21 protein-coding genes and 1 pseudogene are annotated in these 19,407 nt (G+C 34.7%); 6 read left to right on the top strand and 16 right to left on the bottom strand.

The window, feature by feature from the left end:
- Positions 1-379: 379 nt before the first annotated feature.
- The 16 genes and pseudogenes from PQO00_RS16515 to alaS form a co-directional block, all read right to left on the bottom strand.
- Positions 380-793, bottom strand: a complete 414-nt coding sequence (locus PQO00_RS16515) for a PaaI family thioesterase (RefSeq protein WP_274185960.1) — start codon at positions 791-793, stop codon at positions 380-382.
- 25 nt (positions 794-818) lie between these two features.
- Complete coding sequence (locus PQO00_RS16510) at positions 819-1,205, bottom strand: four helix bundle protein (protein WP_274185959.1); 387 nt, start codon at positions 1,203-1,205, stop codon at positions 819-821.
- Between the two features lie 42 nt (positions 1,206-1,247).
- A complete protein-coding gene (locus PQO00_RS16505; protein ID WP_274185958.1) occupies positions 1,248-2,465 on the bottom strand; it encodes a 3-hydroxyacyl-CoA dehydrogenase NAD-binding domain-containing protein in 1,218 nt (405 codons plus the stop codon).
- Between the two features lie 94 nt (positions 2,466-2,559).
- The gene (locus PQO00_RS16500) at positions 2,560-2,949 is read right to left on the bottom strand and encodes a four helix bundle protein (protein ID WP_274185957.1); all 390 of its coding nucleotides are present in this window, start codon (positions 2,947-2,949) and stop codon (positions 2,560-2,562) included.
- Positions 2,950-2,973: 24 nt separating this feature from the next.
- Complete coding sequence (locus tag PQO00_RS16495; RefSeq protein WP_274185956.1) at positions 2,974-3,909, bottom strand: pyridoxal-phosphate dependent enzyme; 936 nt, start codon at positions 3,907-3,909, stop codon at positions 2,974-2,976.
- Between the two features lie 79 nt (positions 3,910-3,988).
- A complete protein-coding gene (locus PQO00_RS16490; protein WP_274185955.1) occupies positions 3,989-4,771 on the bottom strand; it encodes an enoyl-CoA hydratase-related protein in 783 nt (260 codons plus the stop codon).
- Positions 4,772-4,883: 112 nt separating this feature from the next.
- Complete coding sequence (gene paaD / locus PQO00_RS16485) at positions 4,884-5,423, bottom strand: 1,2-phenylacetyl-CoA epoxidase subunit PaaD (protein WP_274185963.1); 540 nt, start codon at positions 5,421-5,423, stop codon at positions 4,884-4,886.
- Between the two features lie 259 nt (positions 5,424-5,682).
- Complete coding sequence (gene paaC / locus PQO00_RS16480) at positions 5,683-6,435, bottom strand: 1,2-phenylacetyl-CoA epoxidase subunit PaaC (RefSeq protein ID WP_274185954.1); 753 nt, start codon at positions 6,433-6,435, stop codon at positions 5,683-5,685.
- A gap of 131 nt (positions 6,436-6,566) precedes the next feature.
- Positions 6,567-6,851 (bottom strand): 1,2-phenylacetyl-CoA epoxidase subunit PaaB, encoded by a 285-nt coding sequence (gene paaB / locus PQO00_RS16475; protein WP_274185953.1) that lies wholly within the window; start codon positions 6,849-6,851, stop codon positions 6,567-6,569.
- A gap of 53 nt (positions 6,852-6,904) precedes the next feature.
- Positions 6,905-7,861, bottom strand: coding sequence for a 1,2-phenylacetyl-CoA epoxidase subunit PaaA (gene paaA / locus PQO00_RS16470; protein ID WP_274185952.1), 957 nt, complete (start codon positions 7,859-7,861; stop codon positions 6,905-6,907).
- 30 nt (positions 7,862-7,891) lie between these two features.
- A complete protein-coding gene (gene paaE / locus PQO00_RS16465; protein ID WP_274185951.1) occupies positions 7,892-8,965 on the bottom strand; it encodes a 1,2-phenylacetyl-CoA epoxidase subunit PaaE in 1,074 nt (357 codons plus the stop codon).
- A 78-nt stretch (positions 8,966-9,043) separates the two neighbouring features.
- Positions 9,044-9,613: a TetR/AcrR family transcriptional regulator gene (locus PQO00_RS16460; RefSeq protein ID WP_274185950.1), complete on the bottom strand. Its 570-nt coding sequence runs from the start codon at positions 9,611-9,613 to the stop codon at positions 9,044-9,046.
- A gap of 46 nt (positions 9,614-9,659) precedes the next feature.
- Positions 9,660-10,298, bottom strand: a complete 639-nt coding sequence (locus PQO00_RS16455) for a DUF4230 domain-containing protein (protein ID WP_274185949.1) — start codon at positions 10,296-10,298, stop codon at positions 9,660-9,662.
- 869 nt (positions 10,299-11,167) lie between these two features.
- Positions 11,168-12,133: a GSCFA domain-containing protein gene (locus PQO00_RS16450; protein WP_274185948.1), complete on the bottom strand. Its 966-nt coding sequence runs from the start codon at positions 12,131-12,133 to the stop codon at positions 11,168-11,170.
- 71 nt (positions 12,134-12,204) lie between these two features.
- Positions 12,205-12,506: pseudogene (locus tag PQO00_RS16445) on the bottom strand (GxxExxY protein).
- A 164-nt stretch (positions 12,507-12,670) separates the two neighbouring features.
- On the bottom strand, positions 12,671-15,286 hold the full coding sequence (alaS, locus tag PQO00_RS16440) for an alanine--tRNA ligase (protein WP_274185947.1): 2,616 nt from the start codon (positions 15,284-15,286) through the stop codon (positions 12,671-12,673).
- Positions 15,287-15,508: 222 nt separating this feature from the next.
- Here alaS and PQO00_RS16435 point away from each other — a divergent pair, with 222 nt between their 5' ends.
- From PQO00_RS16435 to PQO00_RS16410, 6 genes are all read left to right on the top strand, one after another.
- A complete protein-coding gene (locus tag PQO00_RS16435) occupies positions 15,509-16,480 on the top strand; it encodes a M23 family metallopeptidase (RefSeq protein ID WP_274185946.1) in 972 nt (323 codons plus the stop codon).
- The gene (locus PQO00_RS16430) at positions 16,480-16,809 is read left to right on the top strand and encodes a MerR family transcriptional regulator (protein ID WP_274185945.1); all 330 of its coding nucleotides are present in this window, start codon (positions 16,480-16,482) and stop codon (positions 16,807-16,809) included. Before PQO00_RS16435 ends, PQO00_RS16430 begins: the two co-directional genes overlap by 1 nt.
- A gap of 102 nt (positions 16,810-16,911) precedes the next feature.
- Positions 16,912-17,508, top strand: coding sequence for a LemA family protein (locus PQO00_RS16425; RefSeq protein ID WP_274185944.1), 597 nt, complete (start codon positions 16,912-16,914; stop codon positions 17,506-17,508).
- 6 nt (positions 17,509-17,514) lie between these two features.
- Positions 17,515-17,952: a TPM domain-containing protein gene (locus PQO00_RS16420; protein ID WP_274185943.1), complete on the top strand. Its 438-nt coding sequence runs from the start codon at positions 17,515-17,517 to the stop codon at positions 17,950-17,952.
- Positions 17,953-18,027: 75 nt separating this feature from the next.
- Positions 18,028-18,813, top strand: coding sequence for a YgcG family protein (locus tag PQO00_RS16415; RefSeq protein WP_274185962.1), 786 nt, complete (start codon positions 18,028-18,030; stop codon positions 18,811-18,813).
- Positions 18,814-18,914: 101 nt separating this feature from the next.
- Entirely contained in the window at positions 18,915-19,247 is a 333-nt protein-coding gene (locus tag PQO00_RS16410) for a hypothetical protein (RefSeq protein WP_274185942.1), read from the top strand.
- Positions 19,248-19,407: the final 160 nt, after the last annotated feature.

Here is a 19,407-nt window from a genome sequence, read left to right as displayed (position 1 = left end):
TTGATTGTTGATTTCTGAATGCTGATTTTTGATTTGTTCAAATTCATTTTATCATTTAATCTACATCTTATTTTTTAGTTTTTTAATTATTTATGCCTGTTGATTTTTTTTAAATTCTTAAATCATCAATCCTCAATCGTCAATCATCAATCCTACTCTCCCCAATCCTTTTGAGTACGATAAACAACTTCTTTAATAACATATGCTTCCATATTGATTGTTGATTGTAGATTTCTGAATGCTGATTTTTGATTTGTTCAAATTCATTTTATCATTTAATCTACATCTTATTTTTTAGTTTTTTAATTATTTATGCCTGTTGATTTTTTTTAAATTCTTAAATCATCAATCGTCAATCGTCAATCATCAATCCTCAATCCTACTCTTCCCAATCCTTTTGAGTACGATAAACCACACCTTTAAACAGTGCCACCAGTTCTTCGCCCCGTTTTACTTCTACCACATTAAAGCCTAATTTGTTATTTACTTTTTCAATAACACATTCGGCAACCAAATAATCTCCTTCGTTAAGAGCTTCTATATGATTGATACTTGTTTCAATAGATACGGCATATTTCCCATGAGTATTCGATGTGAACCCAAATGCTGTATCCGCTAACGAATAGCTAATACCTCCATGCGCATAGTTCATGCTATTCAACATTTCCCTACGAATAGTCATCGCTATTTTTACTCGTCCTATCTCACTTTCTAAAATCTCAATACCCAGCCATTGGCTATAGGCATCTTGATTTAACATTTTATATGGTATTTGTTCTCCGTTTAAAGGCATTTCTGTTGGTATTAGGGATTAGGAATTAGGGATTAGTTTGTTGATTTCTTTCTAAAATTTTATTTCTTAATGAAGACAGCATATTTGTTAATTCAGATAGCAACCTTCTGTTCTCTTCATCTTCTTCAAAATTAATATATAATCGTCTTTTAGCCTTTGTACTACAACTTACACATTCGTTTGCACTATAAATCGAATGGTTTAAATGTTTAACAAATTGTGCATCAGAACCTGGATATCCTTCAGTAATATTTAAAGCAATTAAATCTGCCGCTCTTCTATATTGGGATGATAAAGCATATAACTCATGATTAGGAAATTTTCTAACGAGCCCATCAACTAATTCACCAAAATCCATAGCTTTTTGATAAACTTTTAAATCCTCAAACTTAAAATGATAATTGCTAGTCATACTAATACTATTTCCTAATACCTATTTCCTATTACCTAATGCCTATTTAAAAAACCTCAAACCCTCCTTTTTCATTTTCCTTAGCAACGGGCTGCAACGGTATCTATCTTCATGATACTCATTGTATAAATTGTCCATGGTTTCAACACACCAATCAATGCCTTTTTCGTCTGCCCAAGCTAATAGCCCTTTAGGGTAATTAACGCCTTTGGTCATAGCATGGTCTATATCTTTGGCCGAAGCAATATTTAAAAACAAGGCATCTGCTGCTTCATTGATGAGCATCACTAAAACACGATTGAATATAACTTCTGCTATCCCATTATTTTGAGATTCTTCGCTATCGCTCTGAATGACACGTTTACCGTTTTCGTCATAATTGTAATACCCTTTTCCAGACTTTCTCCCTAGATAACCGGCTTCTGCAAATCGCTTTTGTGTAAATGCGGGTTTGTACCTTGGGTCAAAGTAAAATGCTGTAAATACTGTTTCTGTAACGGTATAATTTATATCGTTTCCTATAAAATCCATTAATTCGAATGGTCCCATACGAAAACCTCCTAATGTTTTTAAACTGTGATCAATCGTTGCAAAATCCGCTAAACCTTCTTCATAAATCCTTAATGCTTCTCCATAAAATGGACGCGCTACTCTATTTACTATAAAACCAGGGGTATCTTTTGCTATGGCTACCGTTTTTTTCCAATCGGAAATAATTGCAACAGATGTATCTAAAACATCTTTAGATGTTTGAATCGCAGGAATCACCTCAACCAATTTCATTAATGGTGCCGGATTGAAAAAATGAATGCCAATACAACGTTCTGATTTTTCTAATGATGCGGCAATAGAGGCGATGGACAAACTTGAAGTGTTTGATGCAATAATACAATCATCGGCAACGTAGCTTTCTAATTCCAAAAACACCTGCCTTTTTATATTTATGTTTTCAATAATGGCTTCAATGATGAGATTTGAATCTCCCAAGCTTTTCAAACTATCAACATATTGAATATGGCTTTGAATTCTTAATTTCTCTTCGGCATTGATACGTCCCTTTTCAATTAAGCGTGTCAATATTTTTTCTAAAGCCATTTCTACTTTATCTAAAGCGGCCTTATTAGTATCATATAATTTCACTTGACAACCAGCAGTGGCAGCAACCTGAGCGATGCCGCTTCCCATGGTTCCGGCACCAATAATGCCCACTCTAGTGATTTGGGATTGTCGATTGTCGATTTTTGATTGTTGATTTGACATATTCAAAACTAAGATTTAAGCTTGTTTGATACTGTTTTTAATGATTGACGATTATCGATTGTTGATTGTTGATTGTTGATTTAACATAATTCAATTATGCTTTTAACTTGTTTGATGCTGTTTTAATACTTGAAACAAAAATAGAAATCAACTCATCGTTCTCTTTTAATATTTTTTTTAATGTGTCTGAATCTAAAAGAGTACCTGAGCCTTTCTGAATTTTCAGATTAACAAACGACTCTCTTAGTTCCTTTAAACAAATTTTCATTTTATGTAAAAAATCTCTTGTTGATTCTCCACTTCTGGCTTCTCCATAATTCAAAGCGGAAGATGTAGCCGACCTTATTAATTGCTTAGCTAGATGCTCTGATGCAAAAGACTTATCTATTGTTTTACACAATAAAATGATATCAATAGAAAATCGAATCAATCTTTCCTCCAACTGATTAGGCCTCATATATGTTGTTTTTAGTTCAAAATTCATAAATCTTCAATCTAAAATCGTCAATCAAAATGGTAAATTCGTTACATCTACATTTCCGCCAGATATAATAATTCCAACTTCTTTATTTTTAAATTGTTCTTTTTCTTTTAATAAAGCCGCAAATGCTACAGCACTTGAAGGCTCAATAATTATTTTCATGCGTTCCCAAACAAGCTTCATAGCCTCTATAATCTCTTCTTCTTCAACTAAAATAATGCGTTCTACGTCTGCTTTAATGATGGGAAAGTTTTTATCTCCGAGGTGTGTTCGTAAACCATCCGCAATGGTATCGGCAGATTCATTATACTCTATTTTTCCGCTTTTTTTGGATCGAAAAGCATCATCTGCATTTTTAGGTTCACCTCCTATAACTTTACATTTTTCAGAAAAATATTTTGCAGCTAAAGCTGTTCCCGCAATAAGTCCACCACCACCAACAGGCGTCAAAATATAATCCAATTGTGGTTGCTTTTCCAACAATTCGATAGCGGCAGTTCCTTGCCCATAAATGACATTATGGTCGTTTGAAGGATGAAGAAAAATAGCTTCTTTTTCCTGTTTCACTTTTTCGGCCATTTTTTCACGGGCCATGGGCGTAGACTCACTTTCAATAATAGTTCCTTTATAGCCTTTTACCGCATGTTTCTTTACTTGGGGCGCATTCTTTGGCATGACTATATAGGCGTTGACTCCTATTTTATTTGCCGCCAATGACAATGCTTGAGCAAAATTACCAGAAGAATGTGTTACGACCCCCTTATTTCTTTCTTCTTCTGTTAAACTCAAAACAGCATTGGTAGCGCCTCTCATTTTAAAAGCACCCATTTTTTGAAAATTCTCGCACTTAAAATAGACATGGGCACCGACCATCTCATCAATTAATTGAGAGGTGAGCACAGGGGTCTCGTGAATGAATGGTTTCACACGATTGTGTACTTGTATAAGAAATTCTTTATTCATGTTTATTTTATCGATAATGAGACCTTTCGACTTTAGTTTATACCAAGCGCAGCCAAAGTACTCAAGGTGACAAAAACTGTTATTTGCCTTTAAAGTTTGGTTGGCGTTTTTCAATAAAAGCGGCCACCCCTTCTGCATAATCTTCAGTTCCTGCCGCTTCAATTTGATGTTTTGACTCTAATGCCAACTGGTCTTTTAAATTATTAGTTAGCGATTGGTTTAGTGTTTTCTTAATTAAACCTAATGCTTTTGTTGGCATATTTGCCATTTTAGAAGCTGTCTTTTTAACGGTTTCTGAAAACACATCGGATGGTACCCATTTGTAAATCATCCCTAAACGTTCTGCTTCTTCAGCACTTACCTTATCTCCTAACATAGCTAATGCAGATGCTTTTTGAAACCCGATTAATCTTGGTAAAAAGAAGGTTCCTGCGCTATCAGGAATCAAGCCTATTAAGCTAAATGCCTGAATAAAATTCACTTTTTCGTCTGCTATAACGACATCACATGCTAAAGCAATGTTTGCTCCTGCTCCTGCTGCCACGCCATTGATGGCTCCAATAATTGGCTTTTCTATATTTCTTATTCTTAGAATTATTGGATTGTAATGCTCTTCCAGTATTTTTTTGAATCCCGGGTTCAATTCTGGGGAGGTGACTTCTTTTAAATCTTGACCAGCGCAAAATGCTTTTCCGTTCCCTGTTAAAACTATGGCTCTAATAGCATCATTTTTCTCGCAATCATCAAAGACGCTTTGTAAATTCAAAGCCATTTCACGATTGAAACTATTAAAGACTTCTGGTCTATTAAGCGTTATGTACGCTATATTATTTTCAATTTTTAAAAGAATTGAATTGCTCATACCTTTATTCTTGTCTTTCGACTCCGCTCGAGATAAACCCCAGCTGGAGTTTTTTTAACTTCACTTTTGTTTGATGAGACCCTTCGACTGCGCTCAGGGTGACATCAAGTTGTCATTTTAAACACTTAAAATAATCAAAGGGTTCCTGGCAGTCTTCACATTTAAACAATGCTTTACATGCCGTTGAACCAAATTGACTCACCAATGTGGTGTTTTTTGAACCACAATTAGTACATTTTACCAATTTTTCACCTTCCAATAAGGCTTCTTTATCTGCATTTGCTTCTAAAGGCGCTGCTATTCCATAATTTTCAAGCGCTTGCTTTCCTTTTTCGGTAATCCAATCCGTGGTCCATGCTGGAGATAAAACCAATGTTATTTTTGATTCGAAACCAGCTTGTTTTAATGCTAATTTAATATCATCTGCAATCACATCCATTGCTGGACAACCACTATATGTTGGTGTTATTTTTATTAAAACTTCGCCATTAACTATTTTAGCAGAACGAACAACACCCATATCTAAAATTGACAGTACCGGTATTTCCGGGTCTGAAACCTGGGCTAGAATGGGAATTAAAGCCCCATCTATCTTCCCCAAAGGGGAAGGACTCTTACTCGAATATGGTATGTCTTTAAATTTATTCCTCATCATTTTTCAACTTCAGATTTGATTTCAAGTTCAATTTCGATTTCAGCCTCAAGTTCATATTTTTTGAAATTGAAATCGAAGTTGAAATCGAAATACCTTAATTCATGTTTTTAGTTCTTGTTGCAATGATTTTATTAATTGTTAATCTTCATTTCCCTAATCCTTCTGATCTTTATTCGGAAATTAATTTGTTTTTTGTTTGAATACTTAAATTTATTCATAATCAAATCTCCTCCCTTTGGAAGGATTAAGGAGGGCTTTACCACTCCATATTAGGATATGCGCGTTGCATATATTGCATATCTGCTAACAAATAGCCCATATGTTCTGTATGAATACCCTGTTTTCCTCCTTTTTGAAAATATTTTGATTCCGGAACCGATAAGGTTGCTTTTTCTAAAACTTCTGATACTTTACCGTAATAAGCTTCTTTTAAGTTAGCCGTTTCTACACCTACCCCTTGGGATATCATAACTTTATCTGCTTCTGTTTGATGGAACAGCTCATCTGTATATGTCCATAAGCTATTTACTGCGGCTTGCATACGTTCATGGCTTTCTTCGGTGCCATCTCCTAAACGTATTATCCAATCTGTAGAAAAACGTAAATGATAAGACACTTCTTTAATAGACTTATTTGCTATGGCAGCTAAAGTTTCATCCTTACTATTTTTAAGTTCCTGTAAAAACATATAATGATAAGCATCAAACAAAAATTGTCTTGCCATTATATAGGCAAAATCCGTATTGGGCTGCTCCACCAATAAGGTATTAAAATAGCCTCTTTCTGGGCGTAGCATCGCAATATCATCCTCAGTTTTACCCGCTCCCTCAACCTGAGCTGCGTATTGATAATAGCTACGTACCTGTCCTAGTAAATCTAAAGCAATGTTCGTGCAACCAATGTCTGTTTCCAAGCTTGGTCCATGTCCACACAATTCGCCCAATCTTTGTCCTAAAATCAGACAATTATCAGCGATACCCAATATGTAATTATATAAATTCTCTTTCATCTTATTTTATAGTTGATGTTGAAATTGAAGTTGAAGTCGAAATTGAAGTTGAAATATCTCTGTTCATATTTATCTATCATTTTTCAAGTTCAAATTCAAGTTCAACTTCGATTTCAAGTTCAGTTTCAGTTTCACATATGCTTTACCTCATCAGGCAACACATAAAATGTTGGATGACGATATACTTTATCTTGAGCTGGCTCAAATAATTCACCATTGTTCTTTGGATTAGAGGCTGTAATGTTTTTAGACTCAACAACCCAAATACTAACACCTTCTTTTCTTCTTGTATAAACATCCCTTGCATTTTCCAAAGCCATGTCCGCATCTGCTGCGTGCAGGCTTCCAAAATGACGATGTTCCAATCCGTTTTTACTTCTTACGAATACTTCCCAAAGTGGCCATTCTTTTTTCATAGTATTGCCCACAAAAGTGGGTATCTTATTAATTAAACTTATTTTTTATTTTATTATGAGACCTCTTTTTGCAAAGAGGCTGCCTGCTTTTCTGCATGTGCCATAGCTGCATCCCTAACCCATTGGCCATTTTCCCAAGCACTAACCCTTGCAGTCATACGTTCTTTGTTACATGGTCCGTGACCTTTTACAACTTGCCAGAATTCGTCCCAATCTATATCACCAAAATCATAACCTTTTTTAGCGTCGTTCCATTTTAAATTTTCATCTGGAACTTTTAAACCTATAAGTTCTGCTTGCGGTACCGTTTGATCAATAAATTGTTGGCGCAATTCGTCATTTGTTTTACGCTTTAATTTCCATTTCATAGACTGCGCCGTATGTACCGATTGGTTATCTGTTGGTCCAAGCATCATTAATGATGGCCACCACCAACGGTTCAATGCATCTTGAGCCATTTCTTTTTGTTCAGGAGCTCCTTTAGCTAGCTTCACCATAATTTCATAACCTTGTCGCTGGTGGAAACTCTCTTCTTTACACACTCTTACCATAGCTCTTGCGTAAGGTCCAAAAGACGTATTGCATAAAGGCACTTGATTTATAATGGCAGCACCATCTACCAACCAGCCTATAGCGCCTATATCGGCCCAGGTCAAGGTCGGATAATTAAAAATACTAGAGTATTTTGCCTTACCTGAATGTAACTGCTCAAACAATTCGTCTCTGGTAATCCCTAGGGTTTCGGTAGCACTATATAAATATAAGCCATGTCCCCCTTCATCTTGAACTTTAGCCAATAACGCTACTTTCCTTCTTAAAGACGGGGCTCTAGAAATCCAATTGCCTTCTGGAAGCATGCCTATTATTTCAGAATGGGCGTGTTGCGACATTTGCCTAATATGGGTTTGACGATATTTCTCCGGCATCCAATCCTTAGGTTCAATTTTTTCGTCGCGTTCTATACGTGCTTCAAATGCTTCTTCTAAATTCTTTATTTCTGCTTCACTCATTTTTTTCAGTTATTAGTGAATTGTTTTTTATTACACATCAAAATCGACCATTACCTTTTCACTTGTTGGAACTGCCTGGCAACTTAATACCAGATTTTGAGCAACTTCTTTCTCGTCAAGTGCATAGTTAATTTTCATCTCAACAGTCCCTTCAATAACTTTGCACTTACAGGTACTGCAAACACCTCCTTTACATGCAAAAGGCAAATCGGCTCCTGCCGCCAAGGCTCCATCAAGAAGATTATCATAGTCATCTCCCATAATGAATTGAAACTCTTTTCCTCCATCAATAATAGTGACTGCCGTTCCTTCTGCTTTATGTTCTAATACTTCGATAATGTGCTTATTATCTTTGTCTGTGCTTCCAGAGAAAAATAACTCATAATGTATTTTAGATGCTTCTAAACCAGCACCTTGCAACGCGTCACGAATTAAGAAAATCATGTCCTGTGGTCCACAGATAAAGCAGTCATTGGTATCTGCTATGTCAATAAATGTATTGGTTAATATTTGTAGTTTTTCCTTTGTAAACCTTCCATTTAAAAACTCAATGTCCCTTTGTTCTTTTGTTAAAAAATGGAACGTATGGAACCTTTGAAAAAACGTATTCTTGAGTTGCTCTATTTCTTCCTTAAAGATAATCGATTTTGCCGTTCGATTCAAGTAAAACAGCTTGAATGTACTATTAGGCTCAAGTTCTAAATGCGTTTTAATTATGGATAGCATGGGCGTAATGCCACTTCCTGCAGCAAATCCAATATAATTTTTAGGGATGGAGGCATCAATATCTACATAAAAATTGCCCGAAGGTTCCATGATTTCTAATGTGTCCCCGGCTTTAAGTTCTGTATTGGCATATGTTGAAAATACACCTCCTGGAATTTGCTTAATGGCCACTTTCCACTCATTATCTATGGGGCTTGAACATAAAGAATACGATCTACGCACATCTTCACCATTAATCTCTTTTTTTAATGTAAGATGCTGCCCTTGGATAAATTTAAATGTATCTCTTAAATGCTCTGGAATATCAAAAACGACTACAGAAGTATCCTTTGTTTCCTTATAGACATCAGCCACTTTTATGCTATAAAACTCTGCCATATATTATTTAAGTTCTAAAAAACAACCTAACTAACAATTGTTAGTTTACATGACAAATTTACAAAAAAAATAGATAAACTATTTAATAATTCCCGTTAATAAAACTTTGTTAAGGTTTTTGGCCAGTTCCAATGGGTTTAAATCTTCCTTGCTCGGAATCCATATATACAATGAGCGCAAGGTAGATAACATTGAAAACAGCATCACTTCTGCATTGGAATCTTGAAGTTGATCGTTTAAAATGCCTTGCTCGATTATCTGCCTAATGTTATCTTCATAATCCAAGCGCAACTTTAAATAATAATCTAAATCTTCTTTAAGATGCATCCAATCGTTATTTAATGAAGCCATTCCCGATGTATTTCTGGAAGTAATATCTACATGAAGTTTTACTATGCTACTTAGCTTATCTATACTTGAATCATTTGAATTCATAATAACCCGCATTCCGTCTGTAAACTCTTCTGCCAGAGATATAATGATATTCGATAAAATTTCTTGTTTAGAATCGATATGATTATATAGACTCGCTGCTTTAATGCCCATTACTTTAGCTATATCTCGCATAGTAACTGCACTATAGCCTTTTTTTTGGAAAAGAATTGTGGATGTTTTTATAATCTCCTCTTTACGTGTTTCTACTTTCATTTAAAGTTTTAAAGTTTTTATTGGTCTACGCCCATTGCGTGACAGGCTAATCCCGCTGAAAAATCGGGATCTCTGGTTTGATACCTTTTATTAATTCCGGGGTCGCTATATGGGTTTCGTCATATTTCAATATCCATCCTAAAGAATTGGTTAGAATATAAAACTTTGAGAGCTCACTTATTAATCTATTCTTGGCATTTGCCTTTAAACTAGAAGCTTCTATTTTTTTACCTAGTGACGCCTTAACGATCTTCTTTATATCATTATAATCTTTTGCTTCAAAAGGATTGAAGAAATCTGACTGAATATCATAATACTCCAAATCCGGATTGATTTTTATTTCTTCTTTTGGAATGCTTAAAATGGTCAGTGTTTTATTTATTTCATCTAGTTCAAATTCTATCTTGCTTAAATCATAGGCTATAGTAACTTCGGCATTAACAACTACCAATGCTTTTTTTTCTGAAGTAAAATAATTTCCAAAAATATCTTTGGAATTCCTATAGTTAAAGACCTCACTAAAATGTCCTTCTGTTACGACTAATTTTCCAACATTTTTAATTTGTTCCCGAATGAGTGCAGAGCTTTCTTGAAGCACGATCTTGTTTTCCTGTTTATCTCCACAATATTTAAAGGAAAACAGGACTATTAAAGTAATTATTACACCAAATAGAATTTTACGCATATGCTAAGTAAAGAAATATTTTAGAACTAACCTTCTTCAATATATACTTACGTATTCCTTTTTTACTTAGATGTCCATTTTTACAAGGACCTGTTCACACTATAGCTAAGTCGATATAAAATGGCATAGAATATTTAGATATAAAAAATTGAAGTTCTAGGTAAAAAGCGTAGGCATAACTAAGTTACGTCGAGTATTTTTAACGAAGAAATTCGGTTTTTTACTCTGAAGGTTCATGTTATTTTTATGGATTTAGCTATAAGCCTAAAACAATTTTAACACAGCCTAGAATGGTCGTGCTGGTGGATGCTTTGTTAGCTTCTAAGAATTCGTGTTTTCATTTAAACAAAAAAACATTAGTTTTCTTCGACATAAGAAGTCTAAACTAATGCATTTAAAGCAAACTAAATTAAACTAAACTAACACTGCAAATATACAGGCTTTTCAGCCCCCTTATATTAAACTAAGGTTAAACAAATATTAAGTTAACCTGCTTTTACTTTTGGTATTACTTCTAGTTTATTGAGCCATTATAATTTACACAAACCATGCTACAAAAAAACACCAATCATAAATCATTTGACTGATTTTTTACAATTGGTGGTTTTAATATGAACTGATTAATAGCGAATTAAATCTACAATTATTAGTTTAAGAATTCGTAATTTATCGATAAAACGCTATTAAAAAAAGATGAAGCGTAATAATATTTTCTCCATCCTTGTTAACACCTTGTTTAAGTATAATATTACAAAAACTACAGTTTGTAAAAATAAAATCCATACTATAAATTAGACCTGTTCTTAAAAAGAACCTAACCACACTCCTACATATTTATTATAATAGAGGTTCAATGCTTAAAAAAATTATTAGAATGAAATGTGTAGGAATTGAGATCGTAATGCCTCTTTTTTTAATTCTAATTTTTGAAGAAATTTTTGGTGTGCTTCTGAAGTAGAATTAAACGGGTGATGCTGTAATCCTTTTTGAATGGCATTAACTTCTTCCATTGTTTTATCTGCTTTTGAAGATATCCAAACCTCATGAAAACGATTCCAAATATAATGAATAGCTATTTCGCTTGGATGGACCATATCTTCTTTATAAAAACGATAATCGCGAAGTTCGTCCATCATCATTTCATAAGAAGGAAAATAGAACGATTGACTATTGGCGGTTGACGATTTTTGATTTATAAACTGATGAAGGGCAGAAATTAAATGTGCTTTACTCTGTGTATTCTCTACAAATCCATCTTTTAAGTGACGTATTGGTGATACGGTAAAAATGATGGATGCTTTAGGGTTTACACCTCTAATCATGTTTACTATAGACGCTATTGATTTAGAAATTTCATCGACCGACAGCAACTCTTTTGTAAATTGCCTTTGGGGAATTTTATGGCAATTCGCAACAATTTCCATGGTGCCCACAGAACGATATACCCAGGCTGTTCCTAAAGTGATAATAATATGTGTTGATTTCTTGATTTGTAGATTTGTTGACTTGATATTTCTATTTAAATCATCTAGCAAATTTTCTTTAGAGGTATTGCTTAACTTTGAATGTGCGTGAAAGCAATGCCATTGCTCATTATGAAAAAAGACCGCTTCTTCTAAATAGGTTTTTTCATTTATAGCATGTGAAATGAAATTCTCAATGGCCTTGGGATGAAATAAAATACCAAATGGATTTTGAGTGTTTTGAAATTTATAATAATCTAGCTTCTTTCCAATATTTTCTACAAAACACGAACCTAATAAAAGTATATTGGATTTATAGTCTATTAGATTTTTAGACTGTTTTTCTAATGGTATTTTTGTTTGTAGTTTCATCTATTTTCTCGTAAAGATGCTAAGGGGTTTTCTCGCTAAGGCACGGAGACCCAAAGTTAAAAAGGGTATCTTTATAAACCATTGACTATTCTAGTTATTCCTGTTTTTATTAACGGACTGTTGAAACTAATCAGTAGTCCTAGTTTTAATCCTGATAATTTTAGATATGTCAATAATTGTTTAGGATGAACAGGGGAATTTCTTGCACTGATTTAATTTCAATTATAACCCTGCCCTCTACAATTAAATCGGTTCTAAATCCCAAATCTAATGTTTTGTCTTTCCAGACCACTGGCAATTTCTTTTGACGTTCTACTTCAAATCCTCTTCCGGTTAGTTCAGAAAATAAAATCTCCTCATAAACAGATTCCAACAAGCCTGGGCCTAAACCAATATGAATATGATAACAACTCAACTATTTTTGTAGCTAAATAATTCTCAAAAACCTGTTCTTTTTTATTCACAAAACTTTGCGTCTCCACGCCTTTGCGAGATCGATTCAAACAACCCTTAGCCTTTGCTAACGACCATGCGAGATCAATTCAAATAATCCTTACCCTTTGCCAATGCCTCATCAATCCCGTTAGGATTCTTTCCTCCCGCTGTAGCAAAAAATGGTTGGCCGCCGCCTCCGCCTTGAATATACTTTCCTAGCTCTCTAACCACTTGGCCTGCATTTAATGCTTTACTGTCTACCAGTTCTTTTGAAATATAACAAGACAACAGTGCTTTCCCATTTTGCTCAGCTCCGAATAACAGGAATAAATTATCAAACTGACTTCCCAACTCAAAAGCTATATCTTTTATGCCTCCTGCATCTAAATCTATTTTTTTTGATAAAAACTGTATCCCATTAATATCCTGTAACTCACTTTTAAGCACACTCTTTATATTTTTAGCTTTATCTTTTAAAAGCGCTTCTATTTGCTTTTTAAGATGGGCATTTTCCTCTTGTAAACTTTGTAAAGCTTTTACTGGTTCTTTTGTATTGTTAAGCAAATCCTTCATTTCAAAATAAGCGCGATTATTTTCAAAATAAAAATCTTTGACAGCATCGTTGGTAATAGCTTCAATTCTACGAATCCCTGCGGCCACTGCACCTTCAGATACTATTTTAAAATGCCAAATATCTGCTGTATTTTTAACGTGCGTTCCTCCACAAAGCTCAATAGATTGTCCAAAACGAACGGCACGCACCGTATCGCCATATTTTTCGCCAAATAAACTCATAGCTCCATCTGCTATAGCCTCTTCTTTAGGCATATTTCTTTTTTCTATTAAAGGTAATTTCCCTTCGATCCTGGCATTTACAAAATTTTCAACATCCCGGAGCTCTTCAACAGTTAGCTTTGAAAAATGTGAAAAATCGAAGCGTAAATACTTTGCGTGGACCGCGCTTCCTTTTTGCTCCACGTGTGTGCCCAAAACCTCTCTTAAAGCCTGGTGCAATAAATGCGTAGCGGTATGGTTACATTCTGTCCTATAACGTTGTTTTGAATCTACAACCGCTTTAAATGTTTCTTCAATGTGTTCCGGTAAGTTTTTGGCAAAATGAATAATCACATTGTTTTCTTTCTTCGTGTCTAGAATATAAACAACATCACCATGTATATCTTCTAAATACCCCTTATCTCCTACTTGCCCACCTCCCTCGGGGTAAAATGGTGTGATATTGAATACCAATTGATACATTTCCCCATCCTTTTTAGAAACAACTTTTCTATATCGGGTCAATTTAACGTTGGCCTCAAGCGTATCGTATCCTACAAATTCCTCCTCTACATCATCAAATAGAATGGTCCAATCATCTGTTGATATTTCACTGGCAGCACGCGAACGGTCCTTCTGTTTTTGAAGTTCGGCTTCAAACCCTTTTTCATCAAGTTTTAATCCTTTTTCATTTAGAATAAGTGCTGTTAAATCTATGGGAAAGCCATAAGTATCGTATAACTCGAAAGCCTTTTCTCCAGATACCGTGTCTCCTTTTGTTTCTTCAACGATTCTGTTTAGCAACACCAAACCTTGATCCAAGGTTCTTAAAAAGGATTGCTCCTCTTCCTTAATAATATTTTCAATAAGCTGTTTTTGAGCTTTTAATTCGGGAAAAGCTGTTCCCATTTTCTTACTCAAGACATCAACTAACCTATAAATGAATGCTTCTTTTTTTCCTAGAAATGTAAAACCGTAACGTATGGCACGTCTTAAAATTCTGCGAATAACATAGCCAGCTCCCGTATTAGTCGGTAACTGCCCATCTGCTATAGAGAATGCTACAGCTCTAACATGATCGGCTATAACACGAATAGCGACATCGACTTTTTCCCGCTTACCATACTTCTTTTCAGTAATTATTTCTATTTCCCTAATTAAAGGCGTAAAAACATCTGTATCGTAATTAGATTGAACTCCTTGCAAGACCATACACAAACGTTCAAAGCCCATGCCCGTATCGATATGTTTATCAGGAAGTTCCTCCAAACTACCATTTGCCTTTCGATTGTACTGCATGAAAACCAAATTCCAAATTTCCACAACTTGCGGATGGTCCTGGTTTATTAAATCTTTCCCTGGAACTTTCGCTTTTTCTTCCGCAGAACGGATATCAACATGTATTTCACTACAAGGGCCACAAGGTCCCTGTTCTCCCATTTCCCAGAAATTATCCTTTTTATTGCCTTTTAAAATACGGTCTTCTGCAATGTGTTGTTTCCAAAAATCGTAAGCTTCTGTATCCATTGAAAGATTATCTGCATCATTGCTCCCTTCAAAAACAGTCACATATAATATATCCTTATCAATACCGTAAACCTCAGTTAACAGCTCCCAGGCCCAGGCAATGGCTTCTTTTTTAAAGTAGTCCCCAAAACTCCAATTACCAAGCATCTCAAAAAGCGTATGGTGATATGTATCGTAGCCCACTTCCTCTAAATCGTTATGTTTTCCCGAAACACGTAAACACTTTTGGGAATCGGAAATACGGCTGTTTTTTGGTTGTGCATTGCCCAAAAAATATTCTTTAAAAGGAGCCATTCCAGAATTTACGAACATTAAGGTAGGATCATCCTTTAAAACCATAGGTGCAGATGGGACTATACTATGCTTTTTTTCTTCAAAAAAACTTAAAAACTTCGAACGTATGTCTTGTGACTTCATGTATTTTTATTAAAACCTTATTTCTATTAAATTCTTTTCAATTAGAAACAATTTTTATATTTACTCTTAATAATTTATTTTTAAATTTAGGGCATTGTGAACCTACAATAAAAAACAATCTTAAATGATTATAATATTTTTTTGTAGGTTTGTTCGTTTACATATAAAATGTAATGATTAAAATGACCTCAATTTAGTTGCAAAAATAGTATAATTTAAGAAATGAGTAAGGTAAAATATTATTACGATTCTGAATCACTTTCTTACCGAAAAATAGAGCGAAGAAAAAGAACCACTTTTAAGTATGCTTCCTTTTTTATTTTAGGTTGTGCTTTTTTTGCTTTTATCTTTGTTTTTATCGCAAGTCAATATGTTGAATCGCCCAAAGAAAAAGCAATAAAAAGAGAGTTACAGAATATGCAGCTACAATTTGAGTTGCTTAATAAAAAGATGGCAGAAGCCGAAGCCGTTTTGTCTAACATCGAGGATAGAGATAATAATATTTATCGTGTTTATTTTGAAGCCAATCCGATACCCGAAGCACAACGTAAAGCTGGATTTGGAGGTATTAATAGATATAAGGATTTAGAAGGGTTTGACAATTCCAAATTAATAATAGAAAGCAACAAACGAATAGATAAACTACAAAAGCAAATTGTAGTACAATCTAAATCTCTTGATGAAATTGCCGTATTGGCTGAGGAAAAAGAAAAACTTCTGGCTGCCATTCCTGCCATACAACCTGTAAGCAATGAAGACTTAACTCGAATGGCCTCTGGTTATGGTATGCGATCCGATCCTTTTACCAAAGCTCGAAAAATGCACTGGGGCATGGATTTTACCGCACCAAGGGGCACACCTATTTATGCTAGTGGCGATGGGGTCGTTGTTCGTGCCGATTCAGGGTCTAGCGGTTATGGCAAGCATATACGAATTGATCATGGTTTTGGATACATTAGTTTATATGCGCATTTGTATAAATATAATGTGAGAAGAAACCAAAAGGTTAAACGCGGTGATTTAATTGGTTTTGTAGGTAGCACGGGGCGTTCTGAAGCACCTCACTTGCATTATGAGATTTGGAAGGACGGTGCACGCATTAACCCTATAAATTTCTACTATGGCAGTTTAACTGCTGAAGAGTTTAACAAACTATTGGAGCATGCTTCTTTAGAAAACCAATCACTGGACTAATGCATATAGATTTACCTGAAAAACGCTATTACGGTATTGGAGAAGTCGCCAAGGCATTTAATGTTAACACCTCTTTAATCCGTTTTTGGGAAAAGGAATTTGATGTTCTAAAACCAAAAAAAAATGCCAAAGGGAATCGGAAGTTCACCCCTGTAGATATAAAGAACCTTAAATTTATTTATCACCTCGTCAAAGAACGTGGATTTACGCTTGAAGGTGCAAAAATTCATTTAAAAGAAGATAAAAAAGATACACTCTCTAATTATGAAATAATAAGCAAATTGGAAGATGTAAAAAATCAACTCATCAAAATAAAACAACATCTTTAAGAATGGATTGCCATAACTAAAAAAGGCATTTAATTATGTAACATTTTTAAAGATTAGGTGTCTCATAAGTAACCATTAACAAATTATATTAAACTATTTATTATGAAGAAATTTTTGCCATGGATTATTATAGGAATTCTTGTAATCGGTCTGTATTCTTGGGGAAAAGGATTTAACAATACCGCTGTTGATCTTAATGAAAATGTAAAGGAAGCTTGGGGAAATGTCCAGACATCTTATCAACGTAGAAATGATCTTATCGGTAATTTAGTTAATACCGTGAAAGGGGCTGCAGATTTTGAAAAGAGCACTTTAACGGCTGTTATTGAAGCTCGTGCCAAAGCAACCTCTATAAATATTGACCCATCAAATGTCACACCAGAGCAACTGGCTCAATACAATCAAGTTCAAGGAGGTTTAAGTGGTGCTTTAAAGAGTTTACTAGTAACTGTAGAACGTTACCCCGAACTAAAGGCAAATCAAAATTTCTTAAAACTGCAAGATGAATTAACTAGCACAGAAAATACCATTCAAACTGCAAGAACACGTTATAATGAACAAATAAAGCCATATAATAAACACGTAAACAGATTTCCTAATTCACTACTAGCCGGTATGTTAAATTTTGATGAAAAACCATATTTTGATGCTGAAGCGGGGGCAGAAAAACCTGTTGACGTAAAGTTCGATTTTAAATAAAAGTACATGTCTCAAATAGAAGATTTCCTTTCTAAAGAGGATGAACAAGAAATCATAGAAGCTATTAGAGTAGCTGAACAAAATACTTCTGGCGAAATTAGAGTTCATATTGAAAAAACATCAAATGGCGATATTTTTGATCGTGCCATGGAAGTTTTTCATTATCTCAAAATGGACAACACTAAAGAGCAAAATGGTGTTTTAATTTATCTTGCTGTCGAGGATAAATCTTTTGTTATATATGGCGATAAAGGGATTAATGATGTTGTCCCTAATAACTTCTGGGACAGCACAAAAGACCTCATGCAATCTCATTTTATGAATGGTAACTTTAAAAAAGGCATCTCTGAAGGCGTTTTAAAAGCTGGCAAACAGTTAGAAACTTATTTCCCTTGGAGGCATGGTGATGTTAATGAACTATCTAATGAAATTTCCAAAGGATAAATTTTGAGTATGCAGTATTCGGTATTCAGTATGCGGTTATCACCCAAAACAAAAGGGCTTATCACTACTTTAGTAATGGCACTTTTTGCTTTTGTTAGTTCTCATGCACAATATAATATTCCAGACATCCCTAAAGAACAAACAAGTGTTTATGATTATATTAATTTATTAACATCATCTCAAAATAAAAGCCTTGAACAAAAGCTTATAAAATATTCTGACACGACCTCTACTCAAATAGTCATTGCTATAATACCTACAACCAAAGGTGAAAATATTGGCTTATTAGCCCCACGGTGGGGGCACAAATGGGGTATTGGACAAGCTAAAGAAGATAACGGCGTATTTATTTTATTAGCTAAAGACGATCGGAAAATCTGGATTTCTCCCGGTTATGGTGTTGAGCACAAACTAACAGCAGGTATTACTGGAGAAATAGTTAGAAATGTTATTATTCCAGAATTTAAACAAAATGATTATTATGGAGGGCTAAACAAAGGTGCTGATGCCATTTTTGAAGTTTTAAATGGTGAATATAAAGGTTCTAGTAAATCATCCAAAAACGGATTTTCTGTTGGACCTATATTTATATTCATTTTTATATTTATCATCATCCTTATTTCTATATCTAAAAATAGACGTGGCGGTGGAAGAGGTGGCAATAGAGGCAATAGATCTAGTGGCATTGATATTTTAGAAGCGATTGTACTTAGTAACATGGGCCGTGGCAGTTACAACCGAGGTTCTTCTAGTGGTTGGGGAGGAAGTTCATCTGGAGGCGGAAGCTTTGGAGGCGGTGGCTTTGGCGGCGGCTTCGGTGGGGGCGGTTTTTCTGGCGGCGGTGCTGGAGGTAGCTGGTAAATAAAGAATTTCTTGAAACCAACTATCCCCCCTGCCTTTGCCGGCAGGCAGGCTCGAGGCAGAACCATAGAGGTATTTCGCTGGTTTCATACCCAATCAAGTTGAGCACAGGTTTTGACCTAAAAAGGTCAAAAAAAACCAAAATTCTGTATTTTACCCCTCCCAGAACTGCCAAAAAAGGCAGTTCTGACCCCGACGCAGAGCGTCGAGGAATTCTTTATATTAAAAATATATTACTTTACCTTACTGCTGCTCTACTCATTTTTATTTCACTTAAAACCGAACACGAAAATCATATTGGTGATCGCAAAAACTTACCAAAAAATATAAAACAGGAAACTGTACCTGGTTTATCTTTTATCTTCAACACCAATAGATCTAAAATTTTAAGTAAAAAATTAGCGTCTATTAAAAAATGCCTACTAACGAAATAACCATACTTAGCCATAGATTCCTTTTCACCACAAAGACATTATAAAATGTGGAATTAATGTTGCTGATCTTTGGAGTATTAGTAAAAAAGAACGACACAATGACCTGCTTATTATACCAATGTAACTTTGAAATCGTGCATAAGTAAAGTTGAATTATTTT

Origin of the sequence: Flavivirga sp. 57AJ16 (assembly GCF_028736925.1) — a bacterium.
Lineage (GTDB): Bacteria > Bacteroidota > Bacteroidia > Flavobacteriales > Flavobacteriaceae > Flavivirga.
The sequence above is the reverse complement of the archived record's forward strand: the minus strand, read 5'-3'. Positions and strand labels throughout refer to the sequence as shown.